Annotated in this window: 16 protein-coding genes and 1 other RNA gene; 7 read left to right on the forward strand and 10 right to left on the reverse strand. The window is 62.5% G+C overall.

What is annotated here, in order from left to right:
- The first annotated feature begins 109 nt into the window (after positions 1–109).
- Positions 110–514, forward strand: a complete 405-nt coding sequence (locus O4H62_RS14045; RefSeq protein ID WP_269388753.1) for a DUF427 domain-containing protein — start codon at positions 110–112, stop codon at positions 512–514.
- A gap of 384 nt (positions 515–898) precedes the next feature.
- On the opposite strand, the gene O4H62_RS14050 is transcribed toward O4H62_RS14045, so the two are convergent.
- The 3 genes from O4H62_RS14050 to O4H62_RS14055 all read right to left on the reverse strand — a co-directional run bounded on the left by O4H62_RS14050 (position 899) and on the right by O4H62_RS14055 (position 2,646).
- Entirely contained in the window at positions 899–1,498 is a 600-nt protein-coding gene (locus O4H62_RS14050) for a hypothetical protein (RefSeq protein ID WP_269388755.1), read from the reverse strand.
- Positions 1,499–1,620: 122 nt separating this feature from the next.
- Entirely contained in the window at positions 1,621–1,896 is a 276-nt protein-coding gene (locus O4H62_RS26520) for a DUF4189 domain-containing protein (protein WP_430538438.1), read from the reverse strand.
- Between the two features lie 48 nt (positions 1,897–1,944).
- Positions 1,945–2,646, reverse strand: coding sequence for an SH3 domain-containing protein (locus tag O4H62_RS14055; protein WP_269388756.1), 702 nt, complete (start codon positions 2,644–2,646; stop codon positions 1,945–1,947).
- Between the two features lie 149 nt (positions 2,647–2,795).
- Here O4H62_RS14055 and O4H62_RS14060 point away from each other — a divergent pair, with 149 nt between their 5' ends.
- Positions 2,796–3,452 carry a LuxR C-terminal-related transcriptional regulator gene (locus O4H62_RS14060; protein ID WP_269388758.1) on the forward strand — a complete coding sequence of 219 codons (657 nt, stop codon included), beginning with the start codon at positions 2,796–2,798 and terminating at the stop codon, positions 3,450–3,452.
- Positions 3,453–5,267, forward strand: coding sequence for a sensor histidine kinase (locus O4H62_RS14065; protein ID WP_269388760.1), 1,815 nt, complete (start codon positions 3,453–3,455; stop codon positions 5,265–5,267). It begins immediately after the preceding gene.
- Between the two features lie 54 nt (positions 5,268–5,321).
- Here the strand turns inward: O4H62_RS14065 and rnpB are convergent.
- An RNA gene (rnpB, locus tag O4H62_RS14070) (RNase P RNA component class A) lies at positions 5,322–5,761 on the reverse strand.
- 251 nt (positions 5,762–6,012) lie between these two features.
- On the opposite strand from rnpB, the gene O4H62_RS14075 reads away from it, so the two are divergent.
- Positions 6,013–7,401, forward strand: coding sequence for an MATE family efflux transporter (locus tag O4H62_RS14075; protein ID WP_269388761.1), 1,389 nt, complete (start codon positions 6,013–6,015; stop codon positions 7,399–7,401).
- A gap of 325 nt (positions 7,402–7,726) precedes the next feature.
- Positions 7,727–8,977, forward strand: a complete 1,251-nt coding sequence (locus tag O4H62_RS14080) for a TadE/TadG family type IV pilus assembly protein (RefSeq protein ID WP_269388763.1) — start codon at positions 7,727–7,729, stop codon at positions 8,975–8,977.
- A 93-nt stretch (positions 8,978–9,070) separates the two neighbouring features.
- Here the strand turns inward: O4H62_RS14080 and O4H62_RS14085 are convergent, their stop codons facing one another.
- The 3 genes from O4H62_RS14085 to O4H62_RS14095 form a co-directional block, all read right to left on the reverse strand.
- Positions 9,071–9,583 (reverse strand): lytic transglycosylase domain-containing protein, encoded by a 513-nt coding sequence (locus tag O4H62_RS14085; RefSeq protein ID WP_269388765.1) that lies wholly within the window; start codon positions 9,581–9,583, stop codon positions 9,071–9,073.
- 267 nt (positions 9,584–9,850) lie between these two features.
- Entirely contained in the window at positions 9,851–10,612 is a 762-nt protein-coding gene (locus tag O4H62_RS14090; protein WP_269388766.1) for an N-acetylmuramoyl-L-alanine amidase, read from the reverse strand.
- Positions 10,609–11,319, reverse strand: coding sequence for a J domain-containing protein (locus O4H62_RS14095; protein ID WP_269388768.1), 711 nt, complete (start codon positions 11,317–11,319; stop codon positions 10,609–10,611). The genes O4H62_RS14090 and O4H62_RS14095 overlap by 4 nt, the downstream gene beginning before the upstream one ends.
- A 141-nt stretch (positions 11,320–11,460) precedes the next feature.
- Between O4H62_RS14095 and O4H62_RS14100 the strand changes: the two genes are divergently transcribed.
- Positions 11,461–12,366: a DMT family transporter gene (locus tag O4H62_RS14100; RefSeq protein ID WP_269388770.1), complete on the forward strand. Its 906-nt coding sequence runs from the start codon at positions 11,461–11,463 to the stop codon at positions 12,364–12,366.
- Between the two features lie 23 nt (positions 12,367–12,389).
- On the opposite strand, the gene O4H62_RS14105 is transcribed toward O4H62_RS14100, so the two are convergent.
- Entirely contained in the window at positions 12,390–13,376 is a 987-nt protein-coding gene (locus O4H62_RS14105) for an aldo/keto reductase (RefSeq protein ID WP_269388771.1), read from the reverse strand.
- Positions 13,377–13,437: 61 nt separating this feature from the next.
- Positions 13,438–13,971, reverse strand: a complete 534-nt coding sequence (locus O4H62_RS14110; RefSeq protein WP_269388772.1) for a winged helix DNA-binding protein — start codon at positions 13,969–13,971, stop codon at positions 13,438–13,440.
- 122 nt (positions 13,972–14,093) lie between these two features.
- Between O4H62_RS14110 and O4H62_RS14115 the strand changes: the two genes are divergently transcribed.
- The gene (locus O4H62_RS14115; RefSeq protein ID WP_269388773.1) at positions 14,094–17,720 is read left to right on the forward strand and encodes a hydantoinase B/oxoprolinase family protein; all 3,627 of its coding nucleotides are present in this window, start codon (positions 14,094–14,096) and stop codon (positions 17,718–17,720) included.
- Positions 17,721–17,724: 4 nt separating this feature from the next.
- On the opposite strand, the gene O4H62_RS14120 is transcribed toward O4H62_RS14115, so the two are convergent.
- Positions 17,725–18,186, reverse strand: a complete 462-nt coding sequence (locus O4H62_RS14120; protein WP_269388775.1) for an HIT family protein — start codon at positions 18,184–18,186, stop codon at positions 17,725–17,727.
- Positions 18,187–18,214: the final 28 nt, after the last annotated feature.

Raw genomic sequence — 18,214 nt, forward strand, 5'->3', positions numbered from 1 at the left:
CGATACTGTCGCCAGAGTTCAGACCGACAGCGCCGACCCCTGTCGGGACAACCAATTTCGCCGGTCACCCCTTTTGGTGGCATCCACAGGCACAATGACGGGAGAGACAATGCAGGACCGTGCTTCAGGCAACAACAGCTTCCCCCATCTCGAAGGCGCCATCCGAAACCCCGCCAACCCAAACCATCTCATGGTCATCCGGCCGGTCCGTCGCACCGTCCGGGTCCATGTTGGCGACACCCTGGTTGCGCAAACCCAAAACGCGCTCCGCGTCATGGAGATGGGCAAGTCCCTCTATGACCCGACGCTCTATATCCCCGCATCGGACGTGGTCGCCGCTCTCGAGCCTGTCGACAAGTCCACCCATTGCCCGCTCAAGGGCGATGCCAGCTACGTTTCCTTCAACGGCGATGAGATCGCCTGGACCTACGACCGGCCTCTCGATATTTCGAAACAACTTTCCGGACATTTTGCCTTCTGGCCGGACAAGGTCAGGATCACCGAAGGCGGCTGAACAGACGAAGGGCGCCGCGGCGATCTGTGCCGGACGCCCCAGGTCCCTGCCACAAGCCGGACCAGATGGCTTGAGCCAGAGCCGATCATCTTTAGCTGGAAGCGATTTGATGGACAGGATTTTTCGTGCCAGCTAGGAAAAACCGCAAGCGCGATGCAGCGCATCGTGCGAGGATTTTGACGACGCTGGCGCGGAAAAGACGTCCAAGCCTGGCGAAACGGGCAGCTAGACCAGAATCACACCATCACAATCGTCTGAACTTGGCCTTTCGCGCTCTGGACTGCGTCGCGCGAGGTTAACGGCGCTCGCGCCGCGTCGCCTCACGCTCCTTGCCAGATCACGAAATCCCTGCGTTCAAACGATTCCATCTAAAGATGATCGGCTCTAGAACTTCACCTTCAGGCCGGGCGAAACGAGGAAGGTCGTCCGGTTGGTCGCGGCACCGAAGGTGCGGCCGACTTCGGCCTTCATCGACACGTAGACGCGATCAGGTACGACATTGTAGTCCACTTCGACACCGCCGAACACGGCATTGGCATTGTCGGTGAGCTTGGTGGCTGCACCAACGCCGGTTGCCGTGGTTTCCGTGAAGAAACGCCGCAGGCCCGCATAAGGCGCGATGCCGACCTGATCCATCTGCTTGCGCGCCTTGATGAAACCGCCGACCGACGCAACCCTCGTGCTGGTGGTGAGAGCCCCCGTTGTCTTCTTTCCGTTGCTAAAGGTGTGAAACACGTTCAGGCCGCCGCAGAGGTCGAACCCGCCGTTATTGGCGCCGCAGACTTCCCCGCTGGCATCGACACCGTAATAGGTCTTGGCGACATTCGACGAACCGCTGAAGATCAGCGCGCTGCCGCCGATCGTGCCGCTGAAATAGAGATCGTTCGAAGACATCAGCGCTCCATCCTGGGCCTGTGCGGCGGTGGAAACGGCCAGTCCTGCGGCAACCGCCAGTCCTGCGGTCAAAAACGATGCGAGCTTCATAATATACTCCTGCTCAAGACTTCGATGATCACAATTTACCGGCCCGCCCCGTCAGTGTGTATGTATGGAATCATACACTTCTGCCGTTTTACGACCGGCGGCCTTCCGGCTCACTCCGGGGTTCAGCGGCAATGCGAGTAGCGGATCGCGCAGGATGTCTCCGCATTGCTGCAGAACCCCATGGCGAAACTCTCGGCGGACCGCTTGCTGTTGCCCGCGCCGAACCAGTGGCCGTTGCGATTGCCGTTCGCCAGTGCGTGGCACTGGGCCTGGGTCTGATCCTCGATACGGCAGGAGCGATCGCCGCAAATACCGCTGCGCGTAGGACTGCGCCTCCTGGCAGCTGGCCCCCGCGCCCCGTGACCGAAGCGTCCGCCGGCACCGATCGCAAGGGCCATCCATCCGCCGCCGGTCGACGCAGCCTGGCCCCTTGCGGGAGCCTGGCTTCAAAGCAGCGATGCGCAGTCACCGAACATGCCGGATATGGCGGCGCCGTCCGAGCACATGATGCCGCCCCACTGGTAGGCGACGCCGCCGCCATGCCGGATCTCGAACCAGTCGTAACCGTCGAAACCCACGCCGGTGTTGGCGATCACCGACACCGGCGTTCCTTCGGCGAGACTGCCGGCCACCGGGAAATTGGTTCCCGGACCGCTGCGCAGCTTGCCGCCGAGCGAACGCGCCTTCTGTCCGCCGAGCGGTGTCTCGTTGCCACCAACAGCACCCGAAGCGTGGTCCTGTGCCATCGCGCGTTCAGCGCAGGGGAACGGGGCGTCATTCGGATAGTCCTTGAAACGGAGCCGCACATCGGTGCCCTTGCCGAAGAAACTGTAGCTGCGGCTGTCGAAGCTGAAACCGCTGGCCACGCGCTGTTCCCGTGCGGTTTCGGTTTTCGCCGAGGATTCGGCTGCACTGATGTATTCACTTTTCGGGGCAATGCGGGCGGTGGAATTTCCGTCAACCCAGCTCACTTCCACCTCGTAATAGACGTCGCCTTCGGAGGAGCACTCGTACATGGTAAGTTCCGAGGCCTGGGCGGCCGGCATCGCTGCCGTCAGCACGGTCCCGAGCGCAACGGCTCCGCTGGCGGCAAGCAGCATGCGGCGAAGGTTTTGCAGGGCGGAAGGGCAAGGAAGGTAGTCGGACATGGCAGTTTTCCCGGTCATGGTTTGGCTTTGGTCGGCCGGAATCTAGTGTCCTGTCGGGTGCGTGCACAATAGATAGATTAATACATGCAAGCCCGCCCGTTCCTTTGCTAGACTTGCGGCCATGCAAACTCCCGCAATTGACCCGGACCATGGCTGAAACCGTTTCCCACTCCGTTCTCATCGTCGAAGACCGGCACGAAATCGCGCTGCGGCTCAAGGCTGCCATCGAAAAGACGCCCGAACTCACCGTCTGCGCGGTCGCCGATGATGTCGACGGCGGCCTGAACCAGCTGTTCGAGCACAAGCCGCGGATCGTGCTCGTAGACCTGGGCCTGCCCGACGGATCGGGCATAGAGGTGATCAAGGCCGTCGTTGCCGCCAACTGGACCTGCGAAGCCCTTGTCGTCAGCATTTTCGGCGACGAAGCCCGGGTGATCGAAGCCCTACGCGCCGGCGCCCGCGGCTACGTTCTCAAGAGCGGCTCGCTGGCAAACATCGGCAATGACGTGCTCTCGGTGATCGAGGGCGGCAGTCCGATCAGTCCGCAGATTGCCCGCCACCTTCTGGCCATGGTCAGTTCCGGCGCCGCCGGGTCTCCTGAGGGATCACCGCTGATCGACCTGACCGGACGTGAAACGGAGATCCTCAACGCCGTCGCCAAGGGCTACAAGCGCCGCGAGATCGGTGAAAAGCTCGGCATCTCCACCGGCACCGTCGGCAACCACATCAACAACATCTACCAGAAGCTCAACGTCAATTCGAACACCGAGGCCATCGCCCGGGCGACGCGGATGGGACTGCTCTAGGTGCAGAACAGCCGCCCGTTCATCATCGTCCTTGCCTGGATCGCGGGCCTGACCAGCCTGATCTGGGTGCTCGACATCGGTTCGATCAAGCCGATCGACGGCACCGTGATGCTGACCCAGGGCCGGTCCTGCGAGACACCCGACTGCGCCGAACCGGTCGATATCGACCTTCCGCTCCACTATCCCGAACTTTATGCTGCGGGACATGAAAGCCGCTATCTGAGTTTCGACCTGCCCTTGCAGGACGTGCCAGACGATCTGCAGGCGCTGTATCTGCCGAGTTTTGCCGACGAGGTCTTCCTCAGGGTCAACGGCATCCCCGTCTACGGCAGCGAACTGATGGACCGTCAGCCGGCGCGGATGTGGAACATTCCGGTGCTGGCGACGATCCCGCCGAACTTGCTGAAGGTCGGCCAAAACCGGATCGATGTGGCACTTTACGGCTATCCGCAGGAAGGTCTTGTGCTGGAGCGCTTCCATTTCGGTTCCGCCAAGGTCCTCGTCCCGCACTACAATTGGCGGTTTCTCACAAGCGCCGGAATGGCACGCTTCAACCTGGGTTTCATGGCCGTCGCGGGCATCATGCTCGGCATCATCTGGGCCGCCCGGCGCAGCGAGGCCATCTACGCCGTCCTTGCCACCTCATGCGCCTTTGCCTGCATCATCTGCATCCATTTCGGCTTCGACACCAGCGTCATCGGCTACCGCTGGTGGAGCCTGATCTGGCAAGTGTCCGTGAGCATCTATGTCTTCCTGATCTTCAGGTTCTGCAATCACTATATCGGCGAGGATCTCAAACCGCTCGAGAATGTCAGCCTGGTGTTGATCGCCGCCGAACTGGTTGTCGGATCCCTCGTTCCAGCGCCGTATCTCTTTGACACTTTGCTGCTCTTCAAATTGCACCCGTCGCTGTTGTCGTTCCTCGTCCTGGCGGTCCTGCTCGGCAACAGGAGCAAGGTCGATGGCCACGATCTCCGCATCTTCTTCTTTTTTCTCTCGATGGCTTCCGCCATGGGCGTCTACGAGCTCTACATCATCGCAGTCGTGGATCCGGGCCGCAACCAACACATCTTCCAGTTCATGCCGCTGGCCATGCTCTGCGTCTGTCTCTGGCTGGTCATTTCCCGCTTCATGCTGTCGCTGCGCAGCTACGAGGAACTGACCGGAACGCTCAAGCAGACCATTGCCGCCAAGACCGAGGAACTGCGCCTTACCTACGAAAAACTTGGCGAGGCCGAACGGCTCAAGGCGATCAACGACGAGCGCCAGCGTATCATGCTCGACCTGCACGACGGCATCGGCGGTCAGCTGGTCAACACGCTCGCCTACATGCAGAACAACGGGAAGGGCGACGCCGTCATCCGGACAGCGCTCGAAGACGCGTTGCGCGACCTGTCGCTGATGCTCGACAGCCTCGAGACCGACGCCAGCATCTCGACGCTGCTCGGCATGCTGCGCACCCGGCTGGAGGCGCTTCTTGCCGAACATGCGCTCGAATTCGACTGGCGCATCGACGACGAGCCCGATTTGCCGAACGCCGGCCCGTCGCAGACCCTCAACCTGCTCAGGATCGTCCAGGAAAGCATCACCAACATCATCAAGCACGCCGGCGCCAGCGTCATCACGGTCGCCTCCGACAGGAACTCGATCAGCATCAGCGACAATGGAAATGGCTTCGATACCGGACCGCAGGAGGGCCGCAAGCGCCATGGCCATGGCCTCGCCGGCATGCGCCGCCGCGCAGCAAGCATCGGCGCCGAATTCGACCTGACCAGCGATGCCACCGGAACGACCGTGCGTCTGGTCTGGCGCTGAGGCTGGCAATTTCCGCACGTCCGCCTTCACCGCCGGACCGGGAAGATTAGTGAAAGTGCCAGCCGGCCTGTAAGCCGGGTTCTGTATGGCCCTGGCCCTTGCGGACCAAAACGTGGCAGCCATTCCTCTGGGACACACATTGCTGTGCGCCTCAAGCAACCTACCCGGATGATCAACCCCGGAAAAAGGGCCGGGCTTGCGCCCTGCGTCATCCCTATTCGGTCTTGCTCCCGGTGGGGTTTACCGTGCCGCTTCCGTTGCCGGTCGCGCGGTGGGCTCTTACCCCACCCTTTCACCCTTACCCCGCCGCCTCATCTCCGGTTGCTCCCGGGAGCGGGACCGGCGATCAGGTGGCGGGGCGGTTTGCTTTCTGTGGCACTTTCCCTGGGGTCGCCCCCGCCGGACGTTATCCGGCACCGTTTATCCGTGGAGCCCGGACTTTCCTCGCCCTGCTGTCTTTCGACGGTGCAGGGCGCGGCTGCCCGGCCGACTGGCGCGCTCTCCTTAGACCACCGGGCGCGATATGGCCAGAACTATAGCGGCAGCGGGCAACAAGGCGCCGATTGACAAACCCCGCGCTCGGGACTATCGAGCCCGCAGGGTGAAGGCCCCTGCCGCTCGCTGGCTTGTCCATGGTGAAGTCCTTCGCAAACACAGTCTCATCCACCGATTTCAGCTGAATGCGGTCTGATGGCAACGCGAGCACCCTTCTTTATCCGCATCCAGACACTGAAAGAGGTTTGTGATGACAGGATTGTCTACACCCGAAAACAACATCTACCTTGAAGGTCCGCTGCCGGCACTGTTTGCGAAGACCGCCACGCCGATCATCGTCGTGATGGGCGTCAATGGCCTGTTCACCGTGGTCGACGCCTATTTCCTCGGCGCCTATGTTGGCGCCGATGCGCTCACCGCGGTCACCCTGATGTTCCCGCTCTACATGCTGCTTGTCGCCCTTTCGACGCTGGTGTCGAACGGCTTTGCCAGCGTCTTCGCCCGTCTGCTCGGCGGCGGCGAGCATCATCAGGCACGCACCGTGTTCACCCAGGCGGTGCAACTGGCCCTCGTCGTCTGCACGGTTCTGATTGCGCTCTTCCTGGTTTCCGGCAAGGCGCTCAGCCTGATGGCGGCCAATGGAGACGAGGCCCTGGCCGGGATGGGCTACACCTATATTTCCATCCTGGTCATATGTTCGCCGCTGGTCTTTATGCTGTCGATCAGCATCGCCGCGCTCCGCAGCGAAGGCTTGCTCACCGCCATGGCGGCAATCACGCTGATGTCTGCACTGCTGAACATCGTCTTCGACTATCTTTTGATCGTCCAAGTCGGTGCCGGCGTTGCCGGCTCGGCCTACGGAACGGTGCTAGCGCAGGCCTGCGCGATGACCGCGTTCCTGATCTACCGGTCCCGGTCGACCGGCAAACGGGAGACACGCGGCAGGCTGCTCCTGACCGGGTGGAACCACTGGGGCGAATTGCTGGCGCTGGGGGCGCCGTCGAGCCTCGGCTATATCGGCCTGTCGCTGTCAGCCGGGCTGACGCTCTACTGCCTGCAGCTGTGGGCCGGCGAGACCTACGCGGCGACCGCCGGGGCCTTCGGCATCATCACCCGGCTGATCACCTTCAGCTTCCTGCCCTTGCTGGGGCTGAGCATGGCGTTCCAGACCATCGCCGGCAACAATTACGGTGCGAAACTGGCAGCGCGAAGCGACAGGAGCATCGTTTTGGCGATGGTCCTGGCGATCGTCTATTGCGGAATCGTGGAATTGACATTCCTGATCACCCGCGCCGACATCGGCTTCATCTTCGTCGATGACAGCGCCATCGTCGGCGAAATCGGCCGGATCCTGCCCTATACGGTGATCACCATGATCGTCTTCGGACCGATGATGATGATCGGCTCCTATTTCCAGGCAATCGGCGATGCGCCGAGGGCCGCCCTGCTCGGCCTGTCGCGAACCTACCTGTTCGCGCTGCCGCTCACCTTCCTGCTGCCGTTCCGTTTCGGTGAACCGGGCATCTGGTATGCGGGAGTGGTCGCCGAATTGCTGGTGCTGGCAACCACTGTGGTGGTGCTTGCCCATCGCCGGAAAGCAGGCGGAAACCGCTGGGGGCTTTTTGAAAGCCGGCGCTGACGCAGGTCGCGTCTGAATGTGTACATGGGAAGGATAAGCTAACCTAAACCCATGATTCCACAGCGGCACAGCGACCTCGCGCCTCCAGTTGGACGCGTGGCATTGCTGCCACTGATTGGCTATGCGGTTGCGCCAGCTCCTGCCGGCGCAACCGCAGAAACAACCTGGACCCTCACCTTCGATATAGGGACTGGCAGTGTCTCAATTTTTCCTCTTTGAAATCGATTACATTTTGTCCAAACGCTTAAATAAAAATTGGAGGTTTTGGCGTATTCAAACATTCATTCGATTATGGAGTTTCCCCCCAATGCATTTTCAAAGAAATATGTTCAGAACAATCAACAAGGCAGCCAGTTTCGCGCGCAACCGCAGCGGCAATTTCGGCATCATCATGGCCCTGTTGATACCGCTGCTGATCGTGGTGGCGGGAGGGGCTGTCGACATCGTCTATGCGCTCGGTCAGAAAACCAGCTATCAGGACCAGCTGGATGCAGCCATGCTGGCCGCGGTGCATGAAACCGCGACAGATGAGCAACTCAAGACGGCCAGATCCTACATCCAGCAATTCTCGGAATCGGGACTGACCGAAGCAGAATTGCTGGCTGCCGGCATGTCGCTGGTCCTTGCCAAGAACCCGGACGGGAGCCTGACCGGCACGCTCAAGATGCCGCATCCCACCGCCTTCCTGAGCATCATCAACCTCAACAACATTCCAATCAGCGTCACATCGACGGCGATAAAAACCGGTGGCGCAAGCCCGGCAGCGGCCGGTTGCATCTATGCGCTTGGCAACAAAAGCCAGGCCGTGTTGATCAACAGCGGCGCCAACCTCGACGCCAAGCAGTGCGAGGTTCACGTTCATTCCACCTCGTCTCCGGCTTTCATCATGAACGCCGGCTCGACCATCGAGACCGCGAAATTCTGCGTCAAGGGCGCAAGCTACATCAAGAATGGCGGCACACTGACCAACCTCAAGGTCAATTGCGACGTTGCGGCCGATCCCTATGCAGGCAAGATAAAGGAACCGGCAGTTCCCTCTTCCTGCGTCACCCAGGGCGCGCTCAGCGGCAGCACCTTCTCGCTCAATCCGGGCGTTCACTGCAACACGACCTTCAACGGAAGCCCGACCGTCACCTTCAAGCCGGGCCTGCACATCATCAAGGGCCGCATGATCCTGAATTCAGGATCGACGGTCGTTGCCGAAGGCGTGACCTTCTACTACCCGGACGTTTACAGTGAAATCCGCGCAAACGGCGGCTTGAAGTTCACCGCATCGGCCCCGGCCACGGGCGACTACGCCGGAATCCTGATGTTTGAAAAGACATCCGATGCCGCCAACAACGCCCAGAAGCAGCAATATGTCTTCAACGGGTCGGTGGGGGAAAGCCTGACCGGCATCCTTCATCTGCCCAACCGTGATGCAGTCTACAATTCGACCACCAACCAGACCAACAAGATGTCGCTTGTCGTCAACACCCTGATCATGAACTCGGCCAACTGGAAATTGGCTCCCTATGACGGCGCCGGTCCGGGGGGCACTGGCGGCGCCGGCGGCGATGTCCGTCTGGTGCGCTGACATTTCTTGCAAGGTCTCTGGAACCAGAAAGCGTGCCTGACGTTGATCGTGAGCTGATCAGCGTCAGGCAATGCCAACCCCGGCCATCCCGCCTTACTTCATCAGCTTGGAAACCTTGCCGCAGTAGCGCTGCGACACGGGGTTCATCCGCTTGGCGCCATGCCCGGCATTGTACTTGAGAATGGTGCCGCAGGTGGTGCCGCCGCCCAGCTGGTGCGCCTTGGCGAGATAGAGCATGCCGTACTTGATGTTGGTTTCCGGATTGTAGAGCCCCTTGGCGGAGCCCCGGTAGCCCATCATCCGTGCCGTCGCCGGCTTGATCTGCATCAGCCCGATTTCACCTGCGGACCCGCGCGCCGTCGGCCGGTAGTTGCTTTCAACGGAAATAACCGCGTGAGCCAGGGCCTCGGGAACGCCGTTGGTCTTGGCGTAGCTTGAAATCAGTTTCCCGTAAGGCCGCGAGGAATATCCGAAGCTCATGCTGGAATTCTTGATCTTGCCGCTGGAAATCGAGCCGGTTGTCTCGTTCGAAATTGCACCTGTCTGGCAGCCCGAGAGCGCAAGGGAGAGCAGGGCCGCCGCGGCAGCCGTGAAAATGAGACGCATGTTTTGAAATGACTCCGATGGCGCCAGGCCCAACCGTTCATCGACGGGGACGGGACATACCCTTGGCGCGTTGCTTGTCAGCCCGGAACCGCGACTGGCCTCTTGCCGTCACCCGCTCCGTGCGTGGAAGCCAACTCAATCAAGGCACAGGCAGGCGGATTTAAGGCCCGGCAACCCGAAAAATGCTGCATCGCAATAAATTTAGATGTCAGAGTGTAACATAAAGCCTGGCGGCGACAGCTCTGGCTGGCGATTCCGGTGGCCGGCTCAGGCCACCGTCGGCAGCGCGGTCAGCAGCTTGTGCAGGGTGCCGATGGTCGAGGCATCGGCGATGCCGTCGACGCGTTCGGGACAAAAATGCCGCTGGAACGCCCGGACCGCCGCCGCCGTCTCGGCGTTGTAGGCGCCATCGACGCTGACCGCATAACCATAAAGCGCGAGCATGGTCTGCAGCGCCTCGACCGGTTGTCCCGCATCGCCTTCCTGGAAGAACCGTCCGCCGCCCACCGGCAGCGGCTCGACCCAGTGGCCGATGCCCGCTTCATGCAGACGTTGCCAGGGAAACTTCTCGCCCGGGTCCTGTTTGCGCATCGGCGCGACGTCGGAATGCGCCAGAACCCGTTCCGCGGCAATGCCGTTGCGCCCGACGATGTCGCGGCACAGCACGATCACCGACCGGATCTGAGCCTCATCGAAGGGCGGCGAACCGGCTTCGTGCCCCGGATTGGCGATCTCGATGCCGATCGAGGCGGAATTGATATCGGTCTCGCCCTTCCAGCAGCTCTGCCCCGCGTGCCAGGCACGCGCGCTTTCGGGCAAAAGCTGGGTGACTAGCCCATGCTCGTCGATGAAATAATGCGACGAGACCTGGCTTTCCTCGGTGCAGAGCCAGTCAAGTGCGGCTTGAGCCGAGGGCATTCCGGTATAGTGCAGGATCAGCATGTCCGGCCTGCGGCCACCCTTGCGCTCGCCGCAATTGGGCGATGGGCGCACCAACGCGGGCGCGTAGTCTGGATCAAACGCACTCATGCGGCGGCGCGGGCTTTCTCGATCACCGCGAAGGCGTCATTGAGCGCCGCCATCCGGTCATTGGCAATGGTCAGGAATTCCTCCGGCACGCCGCGAGCGCGCAGCCGGTCGGGATGGCTTTCCGAGGCGAGCGCCCGGTAGCGCTTCTTGACCTCATCGAAAGGCGTGGTTTCGGCCACTCCCAGAACGGCATAGGGATTGATGCCGTCGGGATGAACATGGCGCGCCATGATGCGGTCGAAATTGGCTTCGTCGAAGTGGAAGATATCGGCCACATTGGCGATGAATTCGAGTTCCTTGTGGTGAACCACGCCATCCGCCTTGGCGATGTGAAACAGCCCGTCGAGCACGTCCTCGAGCATGGCGCAATTGCTCTCGCCCGAGCCGCACATGCCGGCCACACGCTGCGCATAGGCCTCGTAGCCCGCGACATCCTGCTTGGCCAGATTGTAGAGCCGCGCCACATTGTTGGCCTCGGCCTGCGGAATCGCGAAGATCTCCTGGAAAGCCCGCACCTCTTCCGGCGCCACAATGCCGTCGGCCTTGGCCATCTTCGCCGACAGGGCGATGACGGCGACCGAAAACGCCACCCTGCGGCGTGTTTCCGGATCCCCGGCAAACACCGTGCGCACGGCTTCGACCACGCCTGAAAAGGCGGTGGAAGCGGTTTCCCCAATGACGTCAAACAGGCGGCTGAACACGGACATGGTACCTCCTTACGTGATTTGGTCCCAAAAATCGAGTATGGCGCAGCGCACAATCCGGTGATCGATCCATCACCGTGAACAATCCCACCCATCGCCGGAATTCGTTGGACCCGGTCCCGGCACTGCCGCTAAGCCATAGCCATGACCGATACACCCAGCCAATCAGCCTCCGCGCCCCCTGCTCCGGCCCATCCGCTTGCCGGCATGGCGATCGGTTTCGTCGGCATCGTCATCTTCGGCGCCACCTTGCCCGCTACCCGTTTTGCGCTGGAAGGCTTTTCGCCGGCCTTCATCACCTTTTGCCGCGCCACGATCGCCGCGACAGTTGCGGCACTGACCCTTGTTGCGCTCGGAAAACGCTTTCCACGCCAGCATGCCCTGTCGCTCTTCATTGCCGGAATCCTTCTGGTCTACGGCTTCCCCGGCTTTTCCAGCGTCGCCATGCAGACCGTGCCGGCATCGCATGGCGGCGTCGTGCTCGGCGTGCTGCCGCTGATGACCGCCACCTTCGCCGCCCTCTTCGGCGGCGAGCGCCCCGGCCTCGCCTTCTGGGCCTGGAGCATCGCCGGAGCGACGCTGGTGATGATCTTTTCCCTCTCCGGCGCCGACATCGAGCCCGGCCTTGGCGATTTATGGCTGGCCTGCGCGGCGCTGTCGGCATCCTGCGGCTACGTCATCTCCGGCAAGCTCGCCCGCACGCGGCCTGGCTGGGAGGTGATCAGTTGGGCACTTGTGGTCACCGCGCCGCTGTCGCTGGCGGGCACGCTGTTCACCTGGGAGAGCGGCATCGCCCAGCCCGGCAGCCATGCGCTGATGGCGCTCGCCTATCTCTCGCTCGGCTCGATGTTCGCCGGCTTCATCTTCTGGAACTGGGGCATGGCCATCGGCGGCATTGCCCGCGTCGGCCAGGTCCAGTTGCTGCAAAGCTTCGTCACGCTCGGCCTCTCGGCCCTGCTCTTAGGCGAAACCGTCACCCCGGTGATGCTCGGCTTCGCCCTTGCCGTCGGTGTCGTCGTCTGGTGTGGCCGCAAGGCCAAGGTGGGGTGAGGAGGGCTTGGAGCCGATCATCTCTAGCTGTGCCCCGCCACCTCGCGCGGCTTGTAGGCGCCCTCGAGCAGCCGGATGGAAGCCGCATCGAGCTTCACGTCGAGCGCGCCGATTGCCTCTTCAAGCTGGCCGATCTTGGTGGCGCCGACGATCGGTGATGTGACGTAGGGCTTGGACAGCACCCAGGCATAGGCCACCTGCGCCGGCTTGACGCCGAGCTTGGCGGAGACCTTCTCGACTCGGCCCAGGATGGCGTAGTCCTGCGCCGAGCCGAAATAGCCCTGCGCCATTTTGTCGGTGGCGGCCCGGTTTGTCGCCTGCCCGTCCTTGGGCCTATTGCCCGCCAGGAACCCGCGCGCGATCGGTGACCAGGGCACCACGCCCACCCCTTCCGATGCGCAATAGGGCATCATCTCGCGCTCTTCCTCGCGATAGGCCAGATTGTAGAAATTCTGCATGGCGACGAAGGGTTGGTAGCCCCGCGCCTTCTGCATCTCGCGCAACTTGGCGAACTGCCAGGCCCACATCGACGATGCCGCCACATAACGCACCTTGCCAGCCTGGATGACCGCTTCGAGGGCCGCGAGCATCTCCTCGTGCTCGGTCTCGGGATCGAGCCGGTGGATATAGAGCAGGTCGACATAATCCATGCCGAGACGGCCGAGCGACTGGTCGACCTGATCGAAAATGTGCTTGCGCGACAACCCGCGGTCATTCGGCCGGCCATCGCTCATCCGTAAGCCCACCTTGGTCGCCACCACGATCTCGTCGCGCCGCGCATAGGTCTTCAGCGCCTTGCCGGTGATCCTCTCGGAATCACCGTAATTGTAGTGGTTCGCCGTATCGAAGAAATTGATCCCGCTCTCGACCGCCTTGCGGAAGAACGGCTGCGCCTCGTCTTCCGGGATCACCCAGGGATGCGTCGGCCCGCCCGGCGTGCCGTAACTCATGCAGCCGAGGCACAGCGGCGAAACCTTCAGGCCTGTCTTTCCCAGCCGGACGTAATCCATGTGCCTTCTCCTGTGTCATTTGAAAATGTGGCGCGACGATAGGCAACCGGCCGGCCCGGGGTCAATAGCTGGCGGCGGCGCGTGAAGCCTGGTCGTACTGGCCCGACATCACCCGCATCAGCGCCGCGATCTCGCTCACCCGCGCCTCGTCCAGACCAAGTGACTTGACTGACTCAATCAACAGCTTCTCGCGCAGGTCCCGGTAGCGCAGGCAGAGATCCGCTCCGGCCCGGGTGATCCGCGCCGTCTTTTCCTTGCCTCGGCGGCCCGATTCCACCAGCCCCAGCGCCTCCAGCTTCTTGAGCGCATAGGCCACCACATGGGTGTCCTCGATGTTGAACATCATGCACAGTTCCGACTGGCTCTTGTCGCGCTCGCGATGGTTGACCGCATGCAAGATCTGGACTTCGATGGCCGACAGCCCCTCGCCACCGGCTGCCGCCGTGCACCGGGTGATCCAGCGCTGGAAGGCATTGCTCAGGATCACCAGTCCGAACTCCATTTCGGACAGAGCCGGCAGCCCGCCATCGGCCAGGTGCGATGCTGAGACTATCGGGCCGATGGATGCCGCAGCGGTTGATTTCTGTTGAGCCATGGCGATTTCACTCACAATTTATCGATAAAATGTTGACGTTATGCCGACAATCGGCATTATACGCAGACCACAATCCGTGTCCATGGCGACAGCCGGGGCGCATTTTTTGAGGAGCGATTGGCATGAGCGGCGTTTGGGATTTCTGGATCGATCGTGGCGGCACCTTCACCGATGTGGTCGGCCGCGCGCCCGATGGCACGCTGCACCAGCGCAAGCTTTTGTCGGAAAACCCCGAAGCCTATCCGGACGCCGCCATCCAGGGCATACGCGACCTGCTCGGCATCGATCAGGACAGCCCCATCCCCGCCGATCGCGTTGGCCACGTCAAGATGGGCACTACGGTCGCCACCAATGCGCTGCTCGAGCGCAAGGGCGACCGCACGGTTCTGGTGATCACCAGGGGCTTCCGCGACGCGCTGCGCATCGCCTACCAGGCCCGGCCCGACATCTTCGCCAAGGAAATCATCCTGCCCGAACAGCTCTACGAGCGCGTCATCGAGGTCGACGAGCGCACCATGGCCGACGGCAAGGCCGTGCGCGGCGTCGATCTCGAAGCACTTGAGCCGGAACTGGCCAAGGCCCGCGCCGACGGCATCGATTCCGTCGCCGTGGTGCTGATGCATTCCTGGCAGAACCCCATGCACGAAGCCATCGTCGAGGGTGCCTGCCAACGAGCGGGCTTCTCACAGATCTCGGTGAGCCATCAGGTCTCGCCGCTGGCCAAGCTGGTCGGCCGCGGCGACACCACCGTGGTCGACGCCTATCTCTCCCCCATCCTCAGGCGCTATGTCGACCGGGTTGCCGGCGTTCTCGGCGCCACGCCCTCGGGCGAACCCGGGCCGACGCTTCAGTTCATGATGTCTTCGGGCGGGCTCACCGCCGCCGACATGTTCCGCGGCAAGGATGCCATTCTCTCGGGCCCCGCAGGCGGCGTCGTAGGCATGGTCGAGACCGCAAAGCTCGCCGGCTTCGACAAGGTCATCGGCTTTGACATGGGTGGCACATCCACCGATGTCGCCCATTATGACGGCGACTATGAACGCGCTTTCGACACCGAAGTGGCAGGCGTGCGTATCCGCGCACCGATGATGCGCATTCACACCGTGGCTGCCGGCGGCGGTTCGATCCTGCATTCGGGCGAAGGCCGCTTCCGTGCAGGCCCCGACAGCGCGGGCGCCAATCCCGGCCCGGCCTGCTACCGCCGCGGGGGCCCGCTGACGGTGACCGACGCCAATGTCATGCTCGGCAAGCTGCAGCCCGATTTCTTCCCCGCCATCTTCGGCCCGGCCCAGGACCAGCCGCTCGATGTCGATGCCGTGCGCAAGGAGTTCGAAAACCTGGCCAGGGACCAGCCGGGCAAGAGCGCCGAGGAAATCGCCGAAGGCTTCGTCACCATCGCGGTCGAGAACATGGCCAACGCCATCAAGAAGATCTCGGTGCAGCGCGGTTATGACGTCACCCGCTACCTGCTCAATTGCTTCGGCGGCGCCGGCGGCCAGCACGCCTGCCTCGTGGCCGATGCGCTGGGCATGGAGTCGATCCTGATCCACCCCTTCTCGGGCCTGTTGTCGGCCTACGGCATCGGCCTTGCCAGCGTGTTCGCCAGCCGCCAGCAGGCGCTGATCAAGCCGCTTGACGAAGACAGCCGCACCGACGTCAAGATGCTGATCGACCAGCTCTGCAAGGGGGTCTTCGAGGAACTGGCGATGCAGGGCGTGCCCGAGGGCGCGATCAGCTGGCGGCCGCTGCTGCAATTGCGCTATGACGGCACCGACACCACCATTCCGGTGGCGTTTTCCGATTTTGATTTTGCCGCCGCCCGCGGCGAGTTCGAAAAGGCTCACAAGGCCCAGTTCGGCTTCGTCTACGACAACAAGACCGTCATCATCGAGGCGATCTCGGTGGAAGGCATCGATGATCGCGAAGATCACCGGATCGAACCCGAACACGCGCTCGATCCGGCCGAGATCGCTGACGGGGAAACCCGTCCCGTCTACGCCAGCGGCGAATGGCACGAGGCCCGGATCATCCGCCGCGACCGGCTCAGCCCCGGCAACCGCCTCAAGGGCCCGGCGCTGATCATCGAACCCAACCAGACCATCGTCATCGAACCCGGCTGGGAGGCAACCGTCAACGCCCGCGACCATGTCGTGCTGACCCGCTACGAGAAACTCGACCGGGCGCTGGCGATCGGCGCCGACAAGGCCGACCCGATCATGCTCGAGGTGTTCAACAACCTGTTCATGTCGATCGCCGAGCAGATGGGCGTGACGCTGCAGAACACCGCCTATTCGGTCAACATCAAGGAGCGGCTCGACTTCTCCTGTGCCGTCTTCGACCGCAACGGCGCGCTGGTCGCCAACGCCCCGCATATGCCGGTACACCTGGGCTCGATGGACCGCTCGGTGGAAACCATCATCCGCTTGAACGAAGGCGACATCCAGCCCGGCGACGTCTTTGCCTTGAACGCCCCCTACAATGGCGGCACCCACCTTCCCGACATCACCGTGGTCACGCCGGTGTTCTCCGACGACGGATCCGAGATCCTGTTCTGGGCGGCCTCGCGCGGTCACCATGCCGATGTCGGCGGCTCGGCACCCGGCTCGATGACGCCGCTCGCCACCACCGTCGACGAGGAAGGCGTGCTGATCGACAATTTCCGCATCGTCGAGCGCGGCCGCTTCCGCGAGAAGGAACTGATCGAGCTTCTGACCGATCACCCCTACCCGGTGCGCAACGTTACCCAGAACGTCGCCGACCTGAAGGCCCAGATCGCCGCCAACGAGAAGGGCGTGGCGGATCTGAGAAAGATGGTCACGGATTTCGGGCTCGACGTGGTCGAGGCCTATATGGGCCACGTCCAGGACAACGCGGCGGAAAGCGTCGCCCGCGTGATCGAGAGCCTGTCCGACTGCGAGTACGAATACCCGACCGACACCGGCCAGGTGATAAAGGTGAAGATCTCGGTCGACCGCAAGAAGCGCGAGGCCACCGTCGATTTCACCGGCACGTCGGACGCGATGGAAAACAACTTCAACGCGCCCGAGCCAGTGGCCCGCGCCGCCGTGCTCTATTGCTTCCGCGTCATGGTGGAAAAGCCGATCCCGATGAATGCCGGCTGCCTCAGGCCGATCCGCATCGTCATCCCCGAAGGCTCGATGCTCAAGCCCGCCTATCCGCGCGCCGTGGTCGCCGGCAATGTCGAGACCTCGCAGCACGTCACCAACGCCATCTTCGGTGCGCTGGGCGCGCTTGCCAACAGCCAGGGCACGATGAACAACCTGACCTTCGGCAACGACAAGTATCAGTATTATGAAACCATCTGCTCGGGTTCGCCAGCCGGCTTTGAGAATTCCGGCCGCGGTTTTGACGGCACGTCGGGCGTTCACACCCACATGACCAACTCGCGGCTCACCGACCCGGAAATCCTGGAAATGCGCTTTCCCGTCGAACTCGAGGATTTCCACATCCGCGAAGGCTCGGGCGGCAAGGGCCGGTTCAACGCCGGCGACGGCACGAAGCGAACCATCCGCTTTCTCGAAAAGATGGATCTGGCGATCCTGTCCTCGCACCGCAACCGCCCGCCGCTCGGCATCGACGGCGGTGGCGAAGGCCAGGTCGGCATGACCCAGGTGCGCCGCCGCAACGGCCACATCGAAACGCTGAAAGCCTGCGACCAGACCGTGCTAGAAGCCGGCGAGGCCGTGATCCTGACCACGCCGACCGCGGGCGGCGCGGGGAAGGCCTGAGCCTTCAGCCCACCTGCATCAGCCCTGCCCGGAGGTCGGCGGCCGTGGCCGCCAGATCCTCGGGTGGCGGCATCGGGATCGCCCGATAGGTCACCGTCTCCTCGACGATGTAGCGCCGCGAGGTGACGTCGTCGCCCTTGACCATCGGCACCAGATGGGCGTGGGCATGCGCCACGTCGCCGCCGGTGAACATCAAAGCCACGCGGGAGACGCCGTAGATCTGCTTCTGCACGCGCGCGATCTTCTGGCCAAGCGCCATGATCTTCGCCGCCAGAGGATCCGGCAGGTCATCGAAATAGGGGTAATGGGCGCGCGGGATGATCTCCACATGGCCGGGACGGATCGGCCCGATATCGAGGAATGCCATCAGGTCTTCGTCCTGATGCACCACATGCGCATCAATTTCTCCGCGTCCGATCTTGCAGAAGATGCAGGGCCGGGGCAAACCGTCCAGGTCTCGTGTCATGGTCCATCTTTTGGAGCGAGGGCAGAGG

The organism is Parahoeflea alexandrii (assembly GCF_027214025.1).
Classification (GTDB): Bacteria; Pseudomonadota; Alphaproteobacteria; order Rhizobiales; family Rhizobiaceae; genus Hoeflea; species Hoeflea alexandrii_A.